Source organism: Shewanella sp. BC20, from assembly GCF_003129585.1.
GTDB classification, from domain to species: Bacteria; Pseudomonadota; Gammaproteobacteria; order Enterobacterales; family Shewanellaceae; genus Shewanella; species Shewanella seohaensis.
The window spans coordinates 36217-59579 of the sequence record NZ_NHRI01000011.1; the positions used below are offsets into that span (position 1 = coordinate 36217).

Here is a 23363-nt window from a genome sequence, read left to right on the forward strand (position 1 = left end):
AAAAAGTAGCTAAGGCCAAAACAAAAACGCCAGCACAGGGCTGGCGTTTTAAGGTTTAAAACTGAGTCTCGGCTTACTGCAGATGACCGGCGTTATGCAATTCACGCTCGTTCACTGGTGGTGGTGTCCACTGGTACATCCAAGTCTCAGTTAACGGCTGACCATCTACCTCTAAGTAAACTCTGAGGTTAATTGGCTCAACGCTGTCTTCTGGCGGCACTAGGTCAAACATAGCGCGGTAACCGTTGATCGCATGTTGTGGGCGAGCAGATTCGATTTCCACACGACCCTGAGAGGTCGAAATCACCGCTTTCACTTGGGTATCTTTACCCAGCATAGGTAAGGAACCACCAGCAAAATCAATCACAAAGCGCTTGCTATAGTACTTACGCTTTTGACCAACCACACCACCAATACCGGTAAAGGTATCGACTACGCGGGCACGGGGCGACTGCACGGGTGGAATACCGCCCCAGTACATGTTGTAGCTGTAGAGTAACTCTTGACCCGGCTGAATGGGCTCTGCAGGGTTCCAAAACGCCACGATATTGTCGAAGGTTTCATCCAGTGTTGGAATTTCCACTAACTGCACCGAACCTTTACCCCAATTGCCAGTTGGCTCAATCCACAGGCTTGGACGCTTCTCGTAGAACACGCCATCATCTTGATAATGGTCGAAGTTACGGTCGCGCTGCATTAAACCAAAGCCCTTTGGATTCTCATCGCTGTAGGCATTGAAACGCAGGTTGCTTGGGTTGCCCAGCGGACGCCAAATCCATTCACCGTTACCCGTATGCATGGCAAGACCGTCTGAATCGTGGATCTCTTGGCGCCAGTCGTAACCGGTGCGGCGATCGTTTTCACCCACCATGTACATACTGGTCAGTGGTGCAACGCCTAAACGTTCAATGGCCTTACGCGGGTAAATTGCCGCATCGACCTTCATTTTTAAACGCTCGCCCGGTTCGATATCAAAACGGTAAGCCCCTGTTACACTTGGTGAATCTAACAGAGCGTACACAGTCGCAATATTAGAACCCGGTTGTGGCTTCTCTAACCAGAAACGGGTAAACATGGGGAATTCTTCTGGCTTAGGCAGCGCAGTGTCGACCGCTAAACCACGGGCAGATAGACCATATTGCATTTCCTGACCTACGGCGCGGAAATAGCTGGCACCTAGGAAGGCGACCACGTCACGCTGCCAGTCGGTATTAAATTGCATTCTAAACCCAGCAAAGCCTAGGTCTTTCGGTAGTTGGCTACCCTTTACCTTGGATTTACCGTAATCGAACATGGAAGACGAATATTCGATCAGCTTTGCCTTGCCATTTTCCAATTGATAAATATGCACAGGCGTATCGAAGTACAGACCTAAGTGGAATAACTCGGCGCGAAACTCCGAATCATCCTCACGCCACAGGGCGGCTTTTTTCTTGAAATGGAACTGCTGGTAATCATCCCAGCTCATGCCCTGTAAGCTTTTTGGCAACTCGCCCTTATGGCTCACATAGGACTCAGCCGCCAACGTATGGGCATAGCCTTTCAACCAGGCGTAGCTAAACTCTTCTTCCTGCGGTGCGCTCGCCTTACCCGCTGCACAAGCAGATAAGCTTAACAACACGCTGCAGGTGAGTAGCACACTGCCCACCATGCGTTGTAAACGGCTACGGGTAGACTGAGCTTCCACCGACGGCATCACCATCGGCTCACGATTAAAATGTCTTTGTTCGGGAAATAAATTGGGTTGCATAAGCAGACTCTGATTTGGTGTAACTTCCTGACACTTCTCTGCAAAAGTAAGCAATATTGCAGTGACTGCCCTGTGGAGAACTGTTGATGACAGTGATAACCATACCTCTATCTCCATCAGTTCGCCAGAATCTAACATAATTTCGACGCAATGGAATATGTCACAGTGACAATATTCAATACTGACGCCAGTTTATGAAAATAGTATTAAAAAGGGCTGCAAAATGCAGCCCTTAGCAGTTATAAAATCGATGAGGTTAAGAGTTTGTATTCAGCACTGTTTTGCGTTTGTTATGGGCAATAATTAAGGCCACTAAACACACCACGCCGACCGCAATCCCCACGGGTTGACTCAGAGATTGAGGCAAACCTAATCCAATACCCGCCGTCATGATGTAAGAGATGGTCACACAGGTTCCGGCAATCGCAGGCAAACTCACAATCCAATGGAAGCTGCCTCTATCGAACAGGTACTTAGTCGCCAACCACAGCACGCTTGTCGATAACAACATGTTTGAGAAGGCGAAATAACGCCAGATCAAGGAGAAGTCGATCTTAGTCATAAAGTAAGCGATAGTCAGGATGGGCGCTGCCACCAACAAACGGTTATGCATACTCTGTGGGATGTTAAAGGCGTCGATAATAGTGAGACGTAGCGATCTAAATGCAGTATCGCCCGAGGTAATAGGGAATACAGCCACCGCAATAATCGCCATCACACCACCTAATACACCAAGATAGCTAGTAGCCACTTGGTTAACGACAAGGCCTGGACCACCTTGGTCGAGTAAGCTCTTAAGCTCAACATAACCACCAGGGAAGGCCGCAATACCCGCAGTTGCCCACACGCAAGCCACAACACCTTCAGCCACCATAGCGCCATAGTAAACAGGGCGAACGTATTTTTCGTTGGTCAGGCAGCGCGCCATAATAGGTGCTTGAGTCGAGTGGAAACCACTGATTGCACCACAGGTAATAGTCACAAACAGCAATGGCCAAATCGGTAAACCGTCTGGGTTTGGCTCGAGCAAGTCATTGTTGTAATGGCTGTGGTTGAAGTAAGCAAACACATCGCCCATTTCGGGTAACTGTGGCGCGCTGATCAGCAGAGCAACCGCAATCGAAGTGGTCATAACGATCATCAACAGACCAAAAGCAGGGTAAAGCTTAGTGATAATCTTATCGATTGGCAGCATGGTGGCTAAGAAGTAATAAGCCAAAATCACTAACACCCAGAAGGTGTTATTGCCAAAAATGGTATCTTTAAAATAGTCGAGGTTACTTAACAGACCCGCAGGGCTCATGATAAACACCACGCCCACGAAGAACAGTAACATCGCAGTAAACAGCAGCATCACGCCTTTAAAGTAGACATTAAAGTAGTGACCGGCGATTTCTGGCAGGCTCTTACCGTCTTCTTTAATGCTTAACACGCCAGAGAAATAGTCGTGTACCGCGCCGCCAATAATGTTACCTAACACAATCCAGAGTAAGGCTACTGGACCATATAAAGCACCTAGGATAGGACCAAAAATCGGGCCTACACCGGCAACGTTTAAGAATTGGATCAAAAACGCTTTGGCGGGGTGAACGGGCACATAGTCCACACCATCTTCGAATCTTGCTTGGGGAGTTTGCGCTTTAGGATCAATCCCTGCTTGGCGCTCAACAAATGGGCTATAAAACTTGTATGCCAGCACTAAGAGCGCAAGGCATAAGAAGAAAATAAACATTATTTAATTATCCATACTTTAGTAGGAGGTGATTAAATGGAGAGTTTCATTGAGTTAGCCAATGAGGTCAAGCCATCAGGTACTAGACTAAAGTCGGGTTGATAAATCTAAATTTACGATAAAACACGCATATCTAAATAGATTTAGCAAATAATGTATCGGCTCCCAATATGCCAAAATCTCAGGTTAAGGGCTTTAAGCCTTTGGTTAGCGTGACGGTTTAAGCATCAGCGCAGCACAAACTCCAACAAAGGCGCCACATCGTCAGCCTCTTGAATGAGTCTGTCCATCTTTACAAACCCATGGCGCAGCAACACCCGCTGGGACGCAAGATTATGCTGTGCTACATGGGCAAAAAGCGGCCTTGAGGTCACTAAAGGTAAAAATGCGCTTAAGGTTAAGGTTGCTACCCCGCGCCCCCAAAATGCGCGGTCAATCCAGTAACCAATCATCGCCTGACCGTCCATATGCCAATGGCCAATATTGCCAACCAGCAAGCCATCGACTTCTATCCCCCGTGCCAGTACCGACGCCTGTCCGAGAATATTTTGCTGCCAATGAAGGTAAAATGCCTCACGATCCCGCGAGGGAAATTGCGCCAATTGGGAGGCAATCGGATCCTGTTGATGGGTGAAGATCAACTCCAGATCGTCTTGTCCTATGGGTCTCAATGTCACATTCGATACCCGTGTTTGCTTGTCCATCCTATATCCCTATTCGATTTAATTTAGTGTGATTCTATTTCGACATTCGCCGCCAGCTAAAAAAATGGGCGCATAACCCAAGCAGAGGTTAGCGCCCTAAGAGGCAAAACAACATCATTAAAACTGACAAAATCACATTAAGGTGGAGAGGGTTAACGCAAATTCAGCACATCACTCTCGAACACTAACTGAAGATCACAGCAAATACGGGCGCGCCCAGCACCATGGCGATTCCGATAAAAATCATGGTCAAACTGGCAATAACGCCCTCTTGCTGGCCTAACTCACTGGCTTTTGCGGCGCCCGCACCGTGGGCCGAAGCGCCTAATGCCACGCCTTTACCTAAAGACGTACGAATGTGCATCAGCTTGAACAGCGGCTCACATACCAACATGCCGATAATCCCAGTGATGAGCACCATCATGGCGGTCAGTTCTGGCACACCGCCAAAGGCGCTTGTCGCCTCCATCGCAAAGGGCGTAGATACCGAACGCACCAACAAGCTCTTAGACAGCTCGACCGGTAGCGGCACAAATTTCACTAACAGCCAGCTAGAAATCATGCCCAGCAACAATCCCGCTATCACCCCAAGGGCAATGGTCAGCGGGTATTGGCGAATGAGTTTACGCTCCCGATAAATCGGCAAGGCAAATGCGATTGTCGCAGGTGCTAACATCGCCATTAACCAATGGGTGTATTCAAAATAAGTCGGCAGTGGAATATCGAGATTAAACACCAAGAGCGTGATCACCACGGGTGCAAGTACAATCGGCGCCAACCACCACACACGGTGGAGCCTATATAAACGCTTGGCTGCAAAGTAACAGAATAGCGTTAATAACAAGCTGATAAGTGCCAATCCCGTCTGCGAAAACAGTAACTCGGAAATCGCTGCTGGGCTTAAGTTAAGGCTCGACATTAGGCGGCCTTAGCATGGCGACGTGCATGCTTTTTGATATTGAGTTGACGCTCGAATCGAAATACTCGGTCAACCACAAATCCCGTACCCACCATCACGCACACACTGCCCATGACTAAGGTGAAGAGAATATTCACCCCATATTGCTCAAACAGGCCTTCGTACTTGATAACAGAGATCACTGGCGGAATAAAAAACAGCAGTAACTCACCAATCAACCAAGCGGCACCAAGCTGCACCGCATTTTCAGGGATTAGCTTAGTCGCAAGTAAAATCAGTAAGATACCTAAACCCAATACACTACCAGGCACAGGTAAATGCGCCCAAGTGGCTAACCAATGGCAGGCGAAAGACAATAAACAAAAGAGGCCAATTTGAGTTAACAATAAAGCCCCATGACGGCATCGACGTATTGCGGCTTGTAGGAAAGACATGTGGTTTCTCGATTTACACTAAAGTTGCTATGGGAATATTTTAGGCTTGCCTATTCAATAAAAAAAATGAATATTAAGCATGTAATCCATGAATTTTAAGAATGTATTATCGAGGCGAGAATGGATCTTAAAGTGCTGCGTTATTTTATCGAGATCATCGATGCCGGCGGTTTTGGTAAGGCCAGCGAAAAGGTTCATCTCACCCAACCCGCCCTCTCCAAGGCGCTGCGTCAATTGGAGGAAGAACTGGATCTGGTACTACTCGAGCGCGGCAAGCGTGGCACTCAGGTTAAGCTCACCCAAGCGGGAGAAGTGGTCTATCGCCATGGCAAGGAGTTGCTCGCTGGGCGACAACGCATGCTGGCCGAACTCAGTGCCCAGCGCAGTTTAACCGCAGGCGAATTGAAACTCGGTCTCGCGCCACTCGGCAGTGCTGAAATTTTTGCCCCTATCATTGCCAAATATCGCCAGCAATATCCGCAAATTGATATGCACCTGCTGGTGCGCGGCGGTGTGGAGCAAACCTTAGCGATTCAAAAGGGTGAAATTGAACTGGCCACCGGGATTATCAACTTCGACGATGGTTACCACGGCATTCGGGTGTTTAACGATCCCATGGTGGTGGTACTGCCCAAGGAGAATCCCCTCACCTCACAAGCTATGCTGTCGATCCACGACTTAGTCGACGAGCCACAAGTGATGTTTGAAACCGAATACACCTTGTATCAACTGGTGTTAACCGCTTGCCAACACGCCGGATTTACCCCTAAAAACATCACTCGAGTCAGCCAAGCCGACTTCGGGATCGCCCTCGTGGCGGCGGGCACGGGCGTGATGATACTGCCGCGCTCTATCGCGCGGCGTTACAGCGTATCTGGAGTAGTGAATATTCCATTGGCGAGCGATGAACTGCGCTGGGAGTTATCACTGTTTTGGCGCAAAGAACAGGTATTGTCCTTTGCGGCACAGGCGATGATTGCGTTAGTGGAGAAACACTTAACGCAAAAGTAGCTCACTACCAAGGCACGACTAAGCTAAAGCGCACTAAGGTATCGTTATCCCAAGGCAGGATGGGCAAGTAGTCGGGTGAGTGCACACTCTCCTTGGCATAGTGGTCTAGGTTGTATTCTGTATGCTCCACATACAGTAACCACTGGCTACCCTTCTCCCAATAATCCGTATCGTAACTCATGCTGAAGCGATATTGATTTTCAAGCCATTTATCACCGTCGTTCCAGTTTTGCGCGGCAAAACTCATGTTTAACTTGGGCGTGATATCAAAACCAAAACTGCCCATTAAGGTGTAAGCGAACTCGCCATTACCAAAATCGCCCCGATCGTAACCACGGGTACGGGGCACGTCGTCATCGATTTCTAAATAGTAATAACCTGCGCCCGCTTTAAGCTGGGCTTGGGTTTGTTGGCCGTGATAATTGGCTGTTAGGCCAGGAAAAAACTTCGCCTGCTTCTCCACTGAACTCACGGTATTACGCTTGCCCTGCAAATCCACTTGCCATCCTAAGGACAACTCGGGAGAAAAAAGATAAAGCTCCCCAAGAGCGGCATATTCCGATTTGAACCACATCGGAATATGGTCAGGATCCAACTTATCCGTATCAATATCGATAAACATATCCAGTACCGCAGACAAATAAATATCCGATGCAGTGGTATGTTCAATCATAATATTGCCGTTGAATCCAAAGGTATGTGAACTCTCCTGCTCCACAATAAAATCATGTATCCCCATGGTGTAATGCCATTGGGTGGATTCTTCTGCACTGACTGAGGTGGTTAAACCGAGAAGGAGTGCCACTGGTGCCAGAGTTAGGTATCTCACATTTCGCTCCATAAAATACTGTTTAATACTGCATTAAGATTAGATGATTTAAGTGTAATTTAATGAAGTTTTTACCATTTGTATCTGAGATAGTTCATAAAAATCCATCCCTTTCGCCAAAGTGAATAAAAAATTGCATATCTCGCGGTTTAAAATCGTGAAATTGCTATTCACGGTCACCCTAAACAATTTGGCAACTTTTTAAAAATCTATTGATATCAAATGACACTATCCTATTAAACATAGAATCCTATCTAAGTCACCCACACTCACTAGTGAATTTTTAATCATTTTTAAAGCATAATTATTGACACCCATGCTGTATATCCCTATAGTCGCCACATTGCGAGTCATTCAAAAGAGGGTCTTAAATGAAAAAATCCATGTTATTAGGCGGCCTAGCGCTGACTGCCACCTTGTTGTTAGCTGGATGTGGGAAAAGTAACGATGTTTTAGTGGTTGGCACCAATGCGGCCTTCCCGCCCTTTGAATACGTAGGCGGACAAAGTGGCGACGAAATCAAAGGCTTCGACATTGAACTTGCCAAACAAATCGCTAAGGATGCCGGCAAGACGCTTAAAATCGAAAACATGAAATTCGATTCACTGATCGTCGCGCTAAACTCAGGCAAGATTGATTTTATCGCCTCGGGCATGACCATCACTCCAGAGCGCCAAGCCAGCGTTAACTTTTCGGAGCCCTACTACGAAGCGACTCAAGTGCTGCTCGTGAATAAAAATAACGACACCATTCATACCCTTGATGACATTAAAGACAAACACTTTGCGGTGCAGCTCGGCTCAACCGCCGATATGATGTCTAAAAAATACACCCAAAATGTCACGGCGTTTAACACCGGCTTCGAAGCCATCATGGAACTGAAGAATGGCAAAGTCGACTTAGTGCTATTCGATAGCGAACCTGCGGCGAACTATCTGGCGAAAAACCCTGATCTCAAACTGATCAAGCTGGATTTCCCCCCAGAGTTTTATGGTTTTGCGGTATCAAAGCAGCAGCCTGAACTTCTCAATAGCATTAATAACACGCTGAAAAACTTGAAAGAAAGCGGCCAATATCAGACGCTCGTTTCAGCCCATATCAAGTGATCCCTATGTTAGAAGCAATCAATACTTCGCTGTTTAGTCCCATTGGCGACGACGGCATGATAGGCATACTGCTGATCTTAAACGGCTTAAAAGTCACCTTGATTGTGACCTTCTTCGCCATGTTATTAGGCGCAGTATTAGGCGTGGGTACCACACTGATGAAGATGTCATCTAAGTGGTATATCCGCTTCCCCGCTGAACTCTATGTTGGCGTGATCCGCGGCACGCCAGTGGTGGTGCAGTTAGTGATCCTTTACTTCATCGTGCTGGCCGCATTCGATGTTGATAAGGTTACCGCCGCCATTATCGCCTTTGGTTTAAACAGCGGCGCTTATATCTCTGAGATTATTCGCGCAGGAATTCAAGCCGTCGATAAGGGTCAAACCGAAGCGGCACGCTCGCTCGGCCTGTCACAGGCGATGACCATGAAGCTAATTATTCTGCCGCAGGCGATTAAGAATATTCTGCCCGCATTAGGTAATGAGTTTATCGTGCTACTCAAAGAAACCGCCGTAATTGGCTTTATTGGCGGCGTGGATTTAATGCGGGCGGGTGAGATTATCCGTAGCCGTACCTTTGAAGACAGTATCCCACTCTTTACCTGTGCACTGATTTACCTGTTCCTGACCTACAGCTTCACATTTATGCTGTCGAAATTCGAAAAGAGGTTGAAGCAAAGTGATTAACATAACCAACCTACACAAAAGTTACGGCGATAATGCGGTCCTTAAGGGCATCAACGAACATATTCGCCAAGGCGAAGTGGTGAGTGTGATCGGCCCTAGCGGCAGCGGTAAAAGCACCTTTTTACGTTGCATCAACCTGTTAGAAAAACCCACCCAAGGGGATATTGAAATCGAAGGGCAATCCATTACCGCTAAGGATGCCTGTGTCGACAAATTACGGCAAAAAGTGGGCATGGTGTTCCAAAACTTCAACCTGTTCCCCCATAAAACCGTATTGCAAAACATTACCTTAGCGCCAGTGAGCCTAAAGTTAATGACCCAAGCCGAAGCCGATAACAAGGCGCTCACGCTACTCACTCAAGTGGGTTTGCAGGATAAAGCCCATGCTTATCCTTCGAGTCTCTCGGGTGGACAAAAACAACGGGTTGCCATTGCACGCGCGCTGGCGATGGAGCCGGATCTGATGCTATTCGATGAGCCCACCTCGGCACTCGATCCCGAAATGGTCGGCGATGTACTGGATGTGATGAAGGATTTAGCGCAAAAAGGCATGACCATGGTGATTGTCACCCACGAAATGGGCTTTGCACGCGATGTTTCCGACAGAGTCATCTTTATGGATGGCGGCTATGTGGTGGAGTCCAATATCCCCGAGGAATTATTCACCCGCCCCAAAGAAGCCAGAACCCAAAGCTTTTTAAGTAAAGTGCTGAGGTAATAAAGACTTATACAACATTGAAAGTTGAACAATGGTATTTGCTCGATGAGACTCAGCATGCTTCGAGACAGAAGCGATGAATTTTTTATCTATTTATGGAGTTTATTGTCATTGTTTCCCCAGTGACTCGCCGTGAATATATCCCTATAGGCTCGACGGCGACATCCATGTCGCCAACGGTCACTGGTGCCCCAATGCCAATTTTAACTACCCATTTGCGATATGTACGTAAAAAGCAAAGGGACAAAACCTTGTTAGATTATTCACCCTTCTTAGCCAGATTCGGATTAGCTCTTCTAATAGCAATGCTTCGTTTGGCAACAAACCAACTAACACTCGATATCTCCTGTCGGAATAAGCATAACAGGGGCATGAATCAGTTATCTAGAGATTTGATTCATCTTAAGGGAAAAAACCGCCCCAGAATAGCCGCAATCGGGGGATTGGGACGGGTTTTAGCGGCTCGCGTGAATCAGTCTGGTGTAGAGTGATTCACTCGCTTAGTTTGAGGCAATTGTGGGATAGATTTTTCAACACAGAATTGCTGATTTGCAGACTAGAGAATATAAAATTTCCTATATGATAGCGCTAGGAGTCCAGCGCTGAGCCTGCAAAACAAGTCAAAACTCATACCAAAACGTCACCTTGATTGCTTTGTTAATTGCTCATATTCCTGTTCTAATACTTTGAGCTCTCTAAGTAATTCGGTGATAATTTGGCTAACTTCAACTGATTTACTATATATTTTGCAACCTTTTGTATGTAGTTCTTCGTTATTTATACCATTAATTTTATCACGAAAACTTTGAAAAAAAGCATCATGTGCTAATTGATTTCGAGTCTTACATACACTTTTTATTTTTGAACTTAAATCATTATTTTTGCATATATTTTTAAAGCGAGTCGCTAATCGGCTAAGACCCCATTCTTCTACTTTTTCGTCACAAAAATCGTAATGCAACGTATTTGAATCTTGAATCGAATAACATAATGCGAAGTAGTTATATATTTTATGAGAATAGATTCTAAAAACTGAAACTATTTTAGTGCTCTAAACAGAGCTTTTTCATAATTTTTTTGTAACTCAACTTTATCTAACAACCTAAGATACTCCTTAAGTAGTTAACACCTTTCACATCGTAATCAGAGTGAGTAAGATCATGTTTTATATGTATAAGTACAGGTTGTGTTTGCGATACCTGTTACACCATTATATTCATGAGCCGTTATATTCACAGCGCTCCAAGATACAGGGGTATATTCTTTAGCTACTGAATTTAATACATCAGAGCACTCTTGGTAATCAGGTTGTGTATCAGGAAGGAACCTATGAACACTACGAAAAGCTACAACTATAAATCCTTGTTCAGTCTGTTTGCTGCTGTATTCTGAAGCTGAAGACGCATCATAAGTTACTGGACCGACATGATTTACTAGCTTTAACGTAGGTGCGACACAGCCTGAAAGAAACACCAAAAGGCATGTAGATAATAAAGGTTTTAAGTTCATGATATTCTATATCCTAACGGTATTTTCATTTGAGATATTATCTAATTTGCCATAACAAAAGGCATATTAGAATCATATCGGTGATAATTTACTGGCGCAAATCATTTCATTATTGCGCATGAGTGTTTACCTAATTGAGAGAACCAGATTAGGCAAGTCTGATTCACTGTTAACGATTTTTGAAATCGCTCATGGTTAGGTCATACTTTTTGGTTTTCATTACTTTAAGTATCTCAAACTATCAGACTAAGCAAGAGCAAGCCTTCTAACTGTTACACTTTTTGGGGCAAAAGCGCGTTCGCCAGAAGCCAACGAAAATTGAAAATGGGTCGAAGTTAACAAGACTAGGCAAGTTTGATCCACTTTCACGTTTGAATATTAATAGGGTAATTTCAAATTAATACAGTAACAGATTACCAATGATCTTTTATCACCAACTTACGGATATAAAAGACTGTGCAAACATCTGTTTGTGACTTTTTTGGGGCTGCACTCTCCAAAACGGTCTCTAGAACATAACCTCTATGGCATTACATTCCCGTAGGTTTCTCGCAGGCCTCATAGTTCTGCTGAGTACAAAAGGTCACAGGTGTGTAGATAATGTCGTCGTATTTTTGTTTGGTGACAATTTTATATAAGGTCAAAATGGCCTGCCTTCCCATTTCATAGGGACTTTGACCAATGTTGATATGGGCAAGGCGGTCTTTCAACATAGCTAATTGCTCTGGAGAGGTGTCGGTAATAATAATGACGATGTCCTTGTTATCGATTTTATCTTGATAGGGTGCCATCATTTCTCGGTAGAGGGCTGCATCATTTTGTGCCCAACCACCAACGGCAACGAAGGAATTTGCCTTTACTGGCTTACCTTTCATCACGGACTCCATTTGCTTAACCGCTTGACTAAGTTGGTCAAAATTAAACAAAGGCTCCCGCACTTCAGTCCAGCCCTGTTCGTTATTTAGCATTTTCCCGGGAGGAACACTGTATGTAGTCCCAGATAATGCGGAGCGAACGCCCATCAGTCTTAAATTCAAATTGGGGGAATCTGGTCGCCCAGATTGCGTGATTAACGTCCCTCCATTAGGCCGTAGTTTTTTTAACTCCTCACCTAATGATTTACCCAGTTCAAAATTGTCCGTGCCAATATAGGCTAAGCGAAAATTCTTGGGATCTTGGTTAATAGAAGCATCAAAGTCAGAATCATAGGTAACAACGGGTATGCCGGCTTCCTTTGCTCTTTTAAGGCTATTTTCAATTAAATACTTAGATTGGGTAACCGCAACGGCAATTCCATCCACACCTTCATCAATCAGCTGGTTTATCACTTGATCTTGCAATCTCACACTACTTGATTCGGGTCCCCGATAGATGCATTCAACCCCTTTAATTTGTGCGGCGGCGTCAACACAACCCGTTTTGCTTTGATCAAAAAAAATACTATAAAATTTAGGTACTACTGCAAACTTAAGCTCCTTTCCGTAGCCACAAGACAGCGGTAATAGGCTAATAGCAATCAGCAGCATCAATAATCTCGCCATACATTCCCCTAAATAAAACAGTAAGCTCGACTTAATAAAATGTAGCAAAGGAATAGATTAAACCACACAAGTGGCAACTTTATTATGGAAGACTTTTGATCTCACTCAGTATTTTTAAGTTAGCTCATCTCTCTAGCAACATCAAAACCGCACTCAGCAATTTGTTTAACCAGCCATAACGCCATGAGGTGACTCTTGCTATTCACTGCTTTTCACAAAACGTCCCTCAGCATTCATTGCGCATAACGGCTATTAATTTCAAAAATATTTTGAAACTGATAGCCGTTTTGATCACATTGTTTTTTACTTAAACCCGCTTAAAATGCTGTCGTTGATTTTGTATTCCTCGATGATTTGGAGCTGTTACATGAGTGATTTAAGTTTTCTCGCTAAAAAGCGTTACACCACTAAAGCCTTTGATCCAACAAAGACGATTCCTGCCGACAAGATAGCCGAAATCAAGACATTACTGCAGTTCAGCCCATCATCGACTAACTCGCAGCCTTGGCATTTTGTGTTAGCAAGCACGGCCGAAGGCAAAAGCTTAATCGCGCAATCGACCGAGCACTTTGCCTTTAACACCCAGAAAATCCTTAATGCTTCCCATGTGGTCGTGCTCTGCACTCGCACTCAACTCGATGAAGCCCATTTACTGCAAGTGTTAGAGCAAGAGGCTGCTGATGGCCGTTTTGCCAATGAAGAAGCCAAGCAAGGCCAGCACAACGGCCGCTCTTTCTTTGCCAATATGCACAAGAATGAGTTAAAAGACGCCCAACATTGGATGGAAAAACAAGTGTATTTAGCACTCGGAACCCTAATGTTAGGTGCGAGTGTGCTCGATATCGATGCCTGTCCAATCGAAGGTTTTGATGCGACTAAACTCAATCAAGTCTTAGGCCTACGCGAAAAAGGTTTCTGTGCATCAGTGGTGGTCGCTCTAGGTTACCGCTCCGAAGAAGACTTCAACGCTAAGTTACCAAAGTCACGTTTAGCGCAAGAGGTTATCTTTACCGAGATCTAAACCTCGTTCGCTAAGTTTGCATATGCCCTTGTTTGTGATTGCAAACAAGGGCATTTTTATCGCCTGCTCTCCAGCATCAGCAGATCCCATGCCGCAGTTAAAACCAACCAAAGTCGGAGTGACCTCGGGGTAAATTGCTCTAGAATCCTTCTTTGCCTACACTTTTCCTCTATGGCATAGTGTATTCCAAGCTCAGTAACGACTCGCATCACAATAAGATAAAAGCATTTAAAATCTTATAGATAGTAAAGCCTTACTTTTAATCACACTCGCTTGATAACAACTTAGGATGGGACAGTCAGTATGCTACTCGCTAAACCTTCACTCAGTGCAGAAGCTCAATCGGCAACGCTCTCGACCACTAAGGGCGATAACCCGTTAATCTGGCCCGTGTTATCCGTGTTACAAGCCTCTAATCAAAGCTGGAAAATCCATCACCTAGCTACCGAACTGCAAAATCGCGGGCTAATCCATCCGTTAGATGAAAATCCTGGTAATGATTTGTTTAAACGCAATTTTTTACTGATGAATGCCCTGTTCGAATTGCAAGAGATCCTGATGCCAAAGCAATGGCTACAAGTCAAAGCGATGGAGATCCAGATTTTCCGCCTCGTGCCTTCCAACGTTAACCTATTGATAATGGAAGATACTTCACTGCGGGAATACTATCTTGACTGGAATAACTACGACACCAGTGAAAACGTAGTACGCGAATTATTGGAAGCCTTCTGGAGCAGTTATAAGAGCTATATTGGCCTGAACGTGAACTTGATGCACAAGGGCCACGCCCTGAGGGTATTCGAGTTAGATGAGAGCGCAACACCAAGGGACATCCGCAAACAATGGCGCCGTTTAGCGCTGAAATGGCATCCCGATAGACCCGAAGGCGATGCGGCGCGTTTCCGCGAGGTCTGTGAGGCTTGGCAATCCCTGCGCGATATTGCTTAAGTTTTTCCTTTTATATCTGTGATCCCCTTTGCAGTCTGACAAAGTTATCGAGCTAAACTCCCGCGGGATCACAGATTTAGTCCAATATCTACCGCCCGTTTCAGCGATAATTAAGCATCCCAAACTAACCTAAAACCATATACACGCTGGTATAACGCGAGCGTAACTCCGAGACTGAAATCACCTGAGCCACCTTAGTCCACTTAGGTAGGTACAGCGCATGCAATTGATGCGGTGAATTCACTCTAACCGAATTTGAGGGTTCTATGATCAAACCAATCGCCTTGGCTGTCGCCTTAATCGTTGCACCATTTAGCACCTTTGCCGCCAACTTTGTCGAAGGCACGCACTACACGCAAATCTCTGACAAAGCACCGAGCCGCGAGCCAAAACTCACCGAGTTTTTCTCCTTCTATTGTCATAACTGTTTCAATATGGAAACCAACTATCTGCCTGATATCAAAGCCAATCTAAACAAAGGTATTGCATTTGATACTAAGCATGTCGACTTTATGAATAGCGACATTGGCACCGAAGTGATGCGCTCACTGGCAGTCATTCATGAGTTAGATAATAAGGATGCGTTAACCCATGCGATGTTTGCCGCCATCCAAGGCGAAGCAGGCGCAAACGGCCACGACCACGGTGCGCCAGGCCATAAGCACGAACCGCAAATCAACAGCCGTGACGACATTAAGCAAATTTTCGCCAAGTTTGGTATCGATGCGGCCAAGTACGACCAACTCGCCGACAGTAAAAGCACAGATGAGAAGCTGGCCCTGTGGCGTGCCCAGCAAAATCAATTCCGCGTTGAAAGCGTGCCTGCTTTTATCGTTAACGATAAATATGCGGTTAACTTAAGCAGTATCAAAACCTTAGATGAGCTGATTGGCTTAATTAACTATCTGGCCGTCGAGAAAGATGCTCAGGCGCCTAAGAGTTCAGGCGGCAGCTTAAACTGGTTATTCTTAGCCTTTGCAGCCGTTATCGCCCTTGGCCGCCAAAAGCGTTTGAGCTAAGGCTCGATTGACGAGCAGCCAATAAAAAACCAGCAGTGATGCTGGTTTTTTTGTTGGCTCGGTTAACGACTAAGGGAAGTTACGCTCGGCAACCCCTTTGGCCGTCACAGTCACCCCAGTTTCTGCGGCGTGAATAAAGAAAGGCGATTCCACATCATCGGGATTGTTACTCACATCTGGATCATCATTTTGCGCTAGGCAGGTATAACCTAAGCTGTAATCCCCTGCGACCACAAAGCCAAATTCATAATCGTGGCCGATGACTTGGCCGTTTGCATCGGTGACATCATTCACCCGAGCCGCCGCAATAGGCGCAATCTCAGTGGCCGTGTCGGCCTCGGTTCTGAAATCCTTCATCTGCTCCAGCGTGGTATTGGCTGGATACAAATAAACCGCTGGCGAGAACACTGAGCCACCCGCGGCGACTTCACAGCCTTCCATCACAGTAGCGCCAACTGTGCCTTTAATCGCGCCCACTTCGGACTGATTAAATAATTGCACTGAAGTCGGTTTTAGCGTCCAGTAATCTTTATTACCGTGGGGATCTTGCAAACCTTTGCTTAAATCAAACTCGGCAACAAAGCTATTGACGCCCGCCGCAATGGTGAATTTCTTATTGAAAAACAATCGGCCCGTATCGCTTTCATCGGCACCCACACCGCCGCATGAGCCGTTGCTGTTGGTCGTTAGCCCATAGAGAGTGTCGTCTAAGGTTTGTACGTGTGAGCTGTCGCTATTGGCTACTGTACTGTTTTTCATATACAAACACATTTGATATTCGCCCACGGGAATCGATTGACCGCTCACTAGGGTATCTACCGCACTGCCTTGAAACTCCAATAAATCGACAAATTTAAGCTCGCCATTTGGGGCGACATTGAACGAGTAGCTACCTGTGTCGTTCTTTAATACCACTTGCCTGAATGCAATCGTGACCGATTTGGCATCAGCGGGATTATCGGATACGCCTAGGCTGAATGTCGCCATTTGGGTGGCAGGTTCGCCCGAGTCAGATCCACCGCAACCAAACAGCAAACCTGTCAACGCTATCGCTAGAGCACTTTTTTGAATATTCATAGGATACCTTCATTAGTCTTCCAAAAAGTTCTCAACATCGTCATACCTCGCCCCATGAGCACACATAGTAACGCCAAAGCATGAAAACAACGGCTAAAACGGGCTGGGTAGGCATGTAGAGATAAATCTAGGGCTGAGTGTGCAGCTTGTCGATGAACGTACGCTGAACGGTGAAAATCCGTTCAACGGTGGAAGATATTAAGAAGGTGTAGGACTCGAGCAGAACAAAGCCACATCCTTAGGTGCATCCGAACCTATTTGCGACTTATTGCCTAATAAATTCAATAATGTGAGATGCCGCTAAAACCAAGTGAACCACTAAAAAGCCAATAAATACATCGGCGCAAATTTGATGGTAACCACGCCATGTCATCGCCAGCGGGGTGCCTTGATAGAAAAACCACAACGCCCCTGTCATGCCCGTTGCGACCAGCAGCAACATGCCAATGCCTTCAATCGTGCTGAATAAGCCCTTGCCCCCGGCAACGGGCAGTTTTCCCTTAAAAAGTCCTTTAATATCCTGTATCAGTTGCCCCCAATCCCCCACCAGCCAGGCGAAGTATTGATGCCATTTACCTTGAATACTGTTACGCAGTAAAAATAAGATCCCCAATGCAGCAGCAATTAACCCAAGATAAACATGCAGATAATCCCAGATACTGGCATTGGCGCGCAGGCTTCTACCGATAAAAATCCATGGGCTGGTGCAGACGAGTAGCCCCACGGATAGCACAATCCACAGGTGTAGACGTGCCAACACAAAATCGAATATCTGGGTTACTTTTGCCGACATAGTGGGTTTCCCCTTAAGAGCTAAGCGACGGGCTCGCTCAGGCTTGGTGGATCAACAGGCCGAAATCATTCACTTTTTGCCAATCCGTGTATTCAACATTGGTCACAGGATCCGTCGGCCCCTTAGTTAACCACATGATAAAGCGAATGATATTTCTATCGAAGGCATTATAGCCTTGGTAATTTAGATTACCGCCAAACACTTGTAACAAGGTTGGGCGCCAAGTGGTTTTGCTTAAAAACGCCTGCATATAAGGATTGGTTTCTGGGGTGTTTTTCTCAGGTTTACGGGCGACTAAACTGACGGAGAAAAAACCGCTCACCTTTTGCGAGAGGATCTTTTGATGCTTTTGAATAAATTCGTACAACGCCGGATTATGTTTTCCGTGGCGAATACTGGCGCCAATAACGATCTTATCGAAGGACTCCATCGCCGGCACAGCCTTAATATCCGCAATCACCACAGAATTGCCCAACTCTTTAAGTTGCTGCGCCAATTGATTGGTGATTTTGCGAGTTTGACCATGAACACTAGAGAAGATGATCAGAATTTTTTTCACTTAAGCCTCGATTATCTCAACAAAAATAAGAAAAAGCGGCCAGAAGAAAGACAAAGAACGGCGGCTTTATGTTGACCTAAACAAACCGATTAATTCAGCCTCTATAACACAATTCACCACGGCAAGATTTAAGCGAGTCTATGGTGCATGAGTTAAATAGAGGCGGTTTAGGTTTACCACGCAAAAAGCAAACTGCCTATTACGATATTGCATACTAGGTGATTTAGTCACCAATTTACATGAAATAGATCACGGGCTTAGCGCCAAATGGCCGCTGGATATACGGTAATTCTAGCTTGCTCACAAAAATAAATATCCGCATCTCTGGGATCAAAATGTTACAAAATCAGAAATAAGTGCCAATCCTTAGCGCTAGCACATAAAAGGCAAAAGCATTAGCATTTGTTCACTTATCGCCTGAGTACCCTACCCATGAAAACAACTCAAAACGCAGATCCCAAAGCACTGCTGCTGTGGATGACGTTTGTTATGTCGCTCGTCTTCGCCGTTTGGCAAGCCCTACTGAACAACTTCGTGATTGAAAAAGCCCAATTCACTGGCGCCGAAATCGGTATGCTGCAAAGCCTAAGGGAAATCCCCGGCTTTTTGGCCTTTACCGCTATTTTTGTATTGCTGTTAGTGCGCGAGCAAGCCTTCGCCCTGCTGTCATTAGCCCTTCTGTGCATTGGCGTGGCAATTACCGGCTTCTTTCCGCAGGTATTGGGCTTATACCTCACCACAGTATTGATGTCGGTTGGGTTCCATTACTTTGAAACCATTAACCAATCCCTCACCCTACAATGGGTCGCGAAGCAGGATACCGCAGGTTTTATGGGCAAAGCGCTGGCATGGCGCTCGGCAGCGGCCTTGGTCGGCTATGGCAGTATTTGGATTGTCATGACTTGGCTAAAACTCGATTACTGGCATATGTATTTGATTATTGGTGTATTAGGCCTGCTGATGGTGATCAGCATGAGTCTGTACTACCCACAGTTTGATACCCACGAAGTGCAACACAAAAAAATCATCCTGCGTAAACGCTACTGGTTGTATTACCTGTTAACCTTCTTCTCTGGCGCCCGTCGGCAGATTTTTATGGTGTTCGCAGGCTTTATGATGGTCGAGAAATTCGGCTATACCGTCAGTGAAATCACCGCCCTTTTCCTGATCAACTATGTGGTCAATCTACTGTTTGCGCCATCCATTGGTCGCCTAATCGGCCGCATTGGCGAGCGCAACGCCCTGACGGTGGAATACATTGGGTTATTTTTTGTGTTTGTCAGCTATGCGCTTGTCGAGCAACCCCATATGGCCGCCGCCCTCTATGTGATTGACCATTTGCTGTTTGCGATGGCGATTGCCATGAAAACCTATTTTCAAAAGATTGCCGATAGCAAAGATATTGCGGCTACCATGTCGGTCAGTTTTACCATTAACCATATCGCTGCGGTGATTATCCCTGTGCTCTTGGGCTTACTGTGGTTGAGCGATCCCGCCCTCGTCTTCTACATTGGCGCTGGATTTGCGGTCTGTTCCTTAGTATTGGCCCTCAATGTGCCGCGCCATCCGTCACCAGGGAATGAAACCAATTGGGCTTGGTCTGCTAAATCCATCGAAAAACCGAGTCTCGACAGTTAAAAAGTGCCCGCAGCGTAATAAAAGCAATCCAGCGCAGAGACTTAAGGATTGCAATCGACTAAGCTGGAAGCATTTCGTGGGGTCAACTTGATCCCACGAGCTCACAAAAATAGGGCCAACACAAATAGGTCAAACAGGATAAAGGCATGAAGGATTCAGATATTTTAATGCTTGCGGATGAAGCGGCTCCCGCAGCCGAGGTCTCGGCCCGTAAAAAAGCGCTGGTACTGGGTCGCCAACTCGGTCTCGCCAGTGAGCAGGAATATCGCCCCGCCAATGCCTCTATTGCCGAACGTGCGCAACAAAGGGAGCGTAAACTCGCCAGCCAGTATCAAGCCAATGTCGAAACCATTTTCGCCCTCGCCTTGAGTTACACCCCGTCGGATGTCACTGGGGTCGATCTGGATCCCGACTGGAGCCATCAATTTTTTTTGATGGCGGAGCAAATCCACAACCGCAAAATGCAGGATCTGTGGGCCCGTATCCTCTCCAGTGAAATCGTCAACCCGGGCAACTTTAGCCTGCGCACCCTAGCGCTGTTAAAACAACTGACCCATAGGGAAGCGCAAATCCTCGAAAAAGCCCTCGGTATGGCGGCCAAAGTGAATAATGAGCAGCGCTTAAAGCTGATCAGCGGCTATCGGCTCACGGGCGGACTCGGCCAATATTTTCGTAAAAATACCAGTGTCACCCTAGGCTTATCCCAATTTGGTCTGCCCTACTCCAGCATTCTCACCTTAGTCGATGCGGGGATCCTGCACAGCAGTGAGTTTGAAACTGGCCTACTCAACAGTAAAACCCCCATCCAACTCACCATGCCCGGCATCCAAATGAAGCTCACCCCAAAGAGTGGTAACTTGCTGTTTAGCTACTATCGCTTAACCCCGATTGGTGATGAGCTGGCGCAACTGGTGCTACCAAAACAAGACCAAGATTACCTGAAGGCGCTACAGGCGCTATTTGCGAAGGATTTTAAAATAGAGTAATCGCTTAAACAGACTTATATGTCTGACCACGAAATCTTTTCTTGAATTACCCCTGAGTGTCGCAAATACTTTGAGTATAAAAAACACTCAATTCTAAACTGGGTAAATAAGGATGTTTCGAAATCTCAAGGAAAGAGAATATGGTCAGCCAATCGCAAGACATTATCTTCTTAGATGAACCCGAACCAAGTACCGCGCTAAAGGCAACGAAAGCGGTCAAAATTCTCACGGTAGACGATGATATTAACTTCCAACGCTCTACCGCTTTCGCCTTGTCCACTCTCACCATTCTTGGCGCAAAAATAGAATTAGCCCAAGCATTTAGTTACGCAGAAGCCTGTCAGATGGTTGCCAATGAAGACGACTTTGCCATTGCCTTAGTCGATGTGGTGATGGAAACCGAAGATGCAGGCCTCAGACTCGTGCGAGGCATCAGGGAAGTGCTCGGAAACGAGAAAATCCGCATTATTCTGCTCACAGGGCAACCCGGTATGGCGCCCGTGTTTAACGTGATGCGTGATTATGATATCAATGACTATTGGACTAAATCCGAGCTTTCCGCCGACCGTCTGCAAACCATCTTGACCACTAACCTGCGCTCCTATCAACAGATCAGTAATATCGCTAATGCAAAGCGCGGGTTGCAGTTAATTGCCGAGTCCAGCGGTGCCCTCTACACCTCGCGCAATATCAAAGAACTGTCGAGCAAAATGCTTCAACAATTGGCAATTCTGCTAAATTTACCCTCGGGCGGCATAGTCTGTGTCAAAGCCATTAACGATCTGCATGAATTTGGCCATATGCATCAAATCATTGGCGCTTCAGGAGAGTTTGAATCCTACTACGGTAAAGCCTTACAGCAGCTCGAACAGCAACATATCCGCATCCAACTCGAGTTGTGTCTAAGCAGCAAACACTCCCGAATCGAGTCGCAATATACCTGCCTGTTTTTCCCCGGCGAGCTTGCCGGTAATGACTATGCCGTTTACCTCGCCACGGGGCGACTACTCGATGCGACCGAAACCGAGCTTATCCGTGTTTTTAGCATGAACATTTGCGGCGGCCTGCACAGCGTATCGTTAATGAGCCAACTGGATAAAATCGCCTTTGAAGATCCCTTACTGAAAATACCGAATCGCAATGTGCTTATCCGCACACTGGATGGCATTTTGAAGGAAGACATTCGCGACAAATTTAATTTACTACTCATAGACATAGATAAGTTTTCAGACTTCAACCATGTATTTGGCTCAGAGCATGGCAACAACATGCTCAAGCATGTGGCAAATAGTCTAAAAGATCAGTTCGACGCCAGCGTGCTAGTCAGCCGTTTAAAGGATGATAAGTTTGCCATTTTAGGCCCTAAACATTTAGTTTCAGCCGCTCTGATTGAGCAGTTATTTGTCGCGCCCTATCAACAGGGTACCTCCTGTATTACTGTCAATATCAGTACAGTTACCCTGCCCTTGGAGCTCGCCGAAGGGGATGCTGTCGCCGCCATCACTCAGCTGAATATGGCACTGAAAAAGGCCAAGAGCCTCGGGATACGTCAACATGTGACATATCAACCATCTAAAGATGATGTGGCGTCGCATTTTGAATTACTGCAGGCCTTGCAACTTGGGATAACCCAAGGAGATATCAATATCGCGCTGCAGCCACAGGTGTCGTTACAAACGGGGGAAGTCGTGGGTGTCGAAGCGCTGGCGCGCTGGACCTTGCCCAATGGCGACAGCGTACCTCCCTTGCGCTTTATTCCCATCGCCGAAGCAACGGGGCTGATCACAAAACTCGGTCAACAATTATTTGTGCAATCTTGCCAAGCCATGCATGCCTTAACCGAAGCGGGTTACCCGAATCTGCGGATCGGCGTTAACCTCTCGGCGATGCAGTTTGAGCAAGAGCAAATCGTCAATCAGCTCAATGCAGATATCCAAGCGGCACAAATTGCCAGCGATCAAATTGAAATTGAAGTCACTGAGTCGATTGCCATGCAGAATTTTGAGGTGATTAATAAGCAACTCAAAGCCCTGCGTAATATGAATATTAACGTCGCCATCGATGACTTTGGCACAGGTTTTTCATCGCTGGCCTACCTCAGCAAACTCACCTTCGATCGCATTAAAATTGATAAATCCTTTATCGATAATGTCACCACGGATGATGGTGCCGCGGCGATTGTCGATAGCATTATCCTGCTCGGGGAACGCTTTAAGATGAATGTGATCGCCGAAGGTGTCGAAACCCTAGAGCAAGCACGTTGGCTGAAACATCGAGGATGCCACGATGCCCAGGGCTATTTTTACGCGAAACCAATGCCACTCAAAGAGCTACTCATTTGGTTGGCCAACTTCCAAAAACGCATTATCGAATGATATTGAGC

23 protein-coding genes are annotated in these 23363 nt (G+C 46.1%); 10 read left to right on the forward strand and 13 right to left on the reverse strand.

Annotation, left to right across the window (positions count from 1 at the left end):
• Nucleotides 1-73: 73 nt before the first annotated feature.
• From CBX96_RS12465 to CBX96_RS12485, 5 genes are all read right to left on the reverse strand, one after another.
• Nucleotides 74-1750: a glucan biosynthesis protein gene (locus tag CBX96_RS12465; RefSeq protein WP_181382198.1), complete on the reverse strand. Its 1677-nt coding sequence runs from the start codon at nt 1748-1750 to the stop codon at nt 74-76.
• 256 nt (nt 1751-2006) lie between these two features.
• On the reverse strand, nt 2007-3482 hold the full coding sequence (locus CBX96_RS12470; RefSeq protein WP_109286925.1) for a carbon starvation protein A: 1476 nt from the start codon (nt 3480-3482) through the stop codon (nt 2007-2009).
• Nucleotides 3483-3709: 227 nt separating this feature from the next.
• Nucleotides 3710-4186 (reverse strand): GNAT family N-acetyltransferase, encoded by a 477-nt coding sequence (locus tag CBX96_RS12475; RefSeq protein ID WP_011716022.1) that lies wholly within the window; start codon nt 4184-4186, stop codon nt 3710-3712.
• Between the two features lie 184 nt (nt 4187-4370).
• Nucleotides 4371-5105: an LrgB family protein gene (locus CBX96_RS12480; protein ID WP_011716021.1), complete on the reverse strand. Its 735-nt coding sequence runs from the start codon at nt 5103-5105 to the stop codon at nt 4371-4373.
• Nucleotides 5105-5539: a CidA/LrgA family protein gene (locus CBX96_RS12485; RefSeq protein WP_011716020.1), complete on the reverse strand. Its 435-nt coding sequence runs from the start codon at nt 5537-5539 to the stop codon at nt 5105-5107. Before CBX96_RS12485 ends, CBX96_RS12480 begins: the two co-directional genes overlap by 1 nt.
• Nucleotides 5540-5659: 120 nt before the next feature.
• Here CBX96_RS12485 and CBX96_RS12490 point away from each other — a divergent pair, with 120 nt between their 5' ends.
• Complete coding sequence (locus tag CBX96_RS12490) at nt 5660-6550, forward strand: LysR family transcriptional regulator (RefSeq protein WP_011716019.1); 891 nt, start codon at nt 5660-5662, stop codon at nt 6548-6550.
• Between the two features lie 4 nt (nt 6551-6554).
• On the opposite strand, the gene CBX96_RS12495 is transcribed toward CBX96_RS12490, so the two are convergent.
• The gene (locus CBX96_RS12495; RefSeq protein ID WP_109286926.1) at nt 6555-7379 is read right to left on the reverse strand and encodes a hypothetical protein; all 825 of its coding nucleotides are present in this window, start codon (nt 7377-7379) and stop codon (nt 6555-6557) included.
• A gap of 371 nt (nt 7380-7750) precedes the next feature.
• On the opposite strand from CBX96_RS12495, the gene CBX96_RS12500 reads away from it, so the two are divergent.
• The 3 genes from CBX96_RS12500 to CBX96_RS12510 are packed head-to-tail and all read left to right on the forward strand — an operon-like array spanning nt 7751 to nt 9889.
• Entirely contained in the window at nt 7751-8485 is a 735-nt protein-coding gene (locus CBX96_RS12500; protein ID WP_109286927.1) for a basic amino acid ABC transporter substrate-binding protein, read from the forward strand.
• Nucleotides 8486-8490: 5 nt separating this feature from the next.
• Nucleotides 8491-9171 carry an amino acid ABC transporter permease gene (locus tag CBX96_RS12505; RefSeq protein WP_011623798.1) on the forward strand — a complete coding sequence of 227 codons (681 nt, stop codon included), beginning with the start codon at nt 8491-8493 and terminating at the stop codon, nt 9169-9171.
• Nucleotides 9164-9889, forward strand: coding sequence for an amino acid ABC transporter ATP-binding protein (locus CBX96_RS12510; RefSeq protein ID WP_109286928.1), 726 nt, complete (start codon nt 9164-9166; stop codon nt 9887-9889). The genes CBX96_RS12505 and CBX96_RS12510 overlap by 8 nt, the downstream gene beginning before the upstream one ends.
• 640 nt (nt 9890-10529) lie before the next feature.
• Here CBX96_RS12510 and CBX96_RS21500 read toward each other — a convergent pair.
• The 3 genes from CBX96_RS21500 to CBX96_RS12515 form a co-directional block, all read right to left on the reverse strand.
• Nucleotides 10530-10850 carry a hypothetical protein gene (locus CBX96_RS21500; RefSeq protein WP_146194344.1) on the reverse strand — a complete coding sequence of 107 codons (321 nt, stop codon included), beginning with the start codon at nt 10848-10850 and terminating at the stop codon, nt 10530-10532.
• Between the two features lie 197 nt (nt 10851-11047).
• Nucleotides 11048-11398: a hypothetical protein gene (locus CBX96_RS21505; RefSeq protein ID WP_146194345.1), complete on the reverse strand. Its 351-nt coding sequence runs from the start codon at nt 11396-11398 to the stop codon at nt 11048-11050.
• A 530-nt stretch (nt 11399-11928) separates the two neighbouring features.
• On the reverse strand, nt 11929-12939 hold the full coding sequence (locus CBX96_RS12515; RefSeq protein ID WP_109286929.1) for a sugar-binding protein: 1011 nt from the start codon (nt 12937-12939) through the stop codon (nt 11929-11931).
• A gap of 367 nt (nt 12940-13306) precedes the next feature.
• Here CBX96_RS12515 and nfsB point away from each other — a divergent pair, with 367 nt between their 5' ends.
• Entirely contained in the window at nt 13307-13960 is a 654-nt protein-coding gene (nfsB, locus tag CBX96_RS12520) for an oxygen-insensitive NAD(P)H nitroreductase (RefSeq protein WP_109286930.1), read from the forward strand.
• A 303-nt stretch (nt 13961-14263) separates the two neighbouring features.
• The gene (locus tag CBX96_RS12525) at nt 14264-14908 is read left to right on the forward strand and encodes a DNA-J related domain-containing protein (protein WP_011623806.1); all 645 of its coding nucleotides are present in this window, start codon (nt 14264-14266) and stop codon (nt 14906-14908) included.
• Nucleotides 14909-15032: 124 nt separating this feature from the next.
• Here CBX96_RS12525 and CBX96_RS21575 read toward each other — a convergent pair whose 3' ends face one another.
• Nucleotides 15033-15182, reverse strand: a complete 150-nt coding sequence (locus tag CBX96_RS21575) for a hypothetical protein (RefSeq protein WP_181382199.1) — start codon at nt 15180-15182, stop codon at nt 15033-15035.
• Between CBX96_RS21575 and CBX96_RS12530 the strand changes: the two genes are divergently transcribed.
• Nucleotides 15175-15927, forward strand: a complete 753-nt coding sequence (locus CBX96_RS12530) for a DsbA family protein (protein WP_109286931.1) — start codon at nt 15175-15177, stop codon at nt 15925-15927. The two genes, CBX96_RS21575 and CBX96_RS12530, sit on opposite strands and share 8 nt — an antisense overlap.
• Nucleotides 15928-15996: 69 nt before the next feature.
• On the opposite strand, the gene CBX96_RS12535 is transcribed toward CBX96_RS12530, so the two are convergent.
• The 3 genes from CBX96_RS12535 to hemG form a co-directional block, all read right to left on the reverse strand.
• Nucleotides 15997-17004, reverse strand: a complete 1008-nt coding sequence (locus CBX96_RS12535) for a DUF4382 domain-containing protein (protein ID WP_109286932.1) — start codon at nt 17002-17004, stop codon at nt 15997-15999.
• Nucleotides 17005-17269: 265 nt separating this feature from the next.
• On the reverse strand, nt 17270-17797 hold the full coding sequence (locus tag CBX96_RS12540; protein WP_109286933.1) for a cytochrome b/b6 domain-containing protein: 528 nt from the start codon (nt 17795-17797) through the stop codon (nt 17270-17272).
• Between the two features lie 37 nt (nt 17798-17834).
• Nucleotides 17835-18356: a menaquinone-dependent protoporphyrinogen IX dehydrogenase gene (hemG, locus tag CBX96_RS12545; RefSeq protein WP_109286934.1), complete on the reverse strand. Its 522-nt coding sequence runs from the start codon at nt 18354-18356 to the stop codon at nt 17835-17837.
• Between the two features lie 432 nt (nt 18357-18788).
• Between hemG and CBX96_RS12550 the strand changes: the two genes are divergently transcribed.
• From CBX96_RS12550 to CBX96_RS12560, 3 genes are all read left to right on the forward strand, one after another.
• Nucleotides 18789-19994 (forward strand): MFS transporter, encoded by a 1206-nt coding sequence (locus CBX96_RS12550; RefSeq protein WP_109286935.1) that lies wholly within the window; start codon nt 18789-18791, stop codon nt 19992-19994.
• Nucleotides 19995-20140: 146 nt separating this feature from the next.
• Nucleotides 20141-20980, forward strand: a complete 840-nt coding sequence (locus CBX96_RS12555) for a TIGR03899 family protein (protein ID WP_109286936.1) — start codon at nt 20141-20143, stop codon at nt 20978-20980.
• 140 nt (nt 20981-21120) lie between these two features.
• Entirely contained in the window at nt 21121-23355 is a 2235-nt protein-coding gene (locus CBX96_RS12560) for an EAL domain-containing protein (RefSeq protein ID WP_109286937.1), read from the forward strand.
• Nucleotides 23356-23363 lie beyond the last annotated feature (8 nt).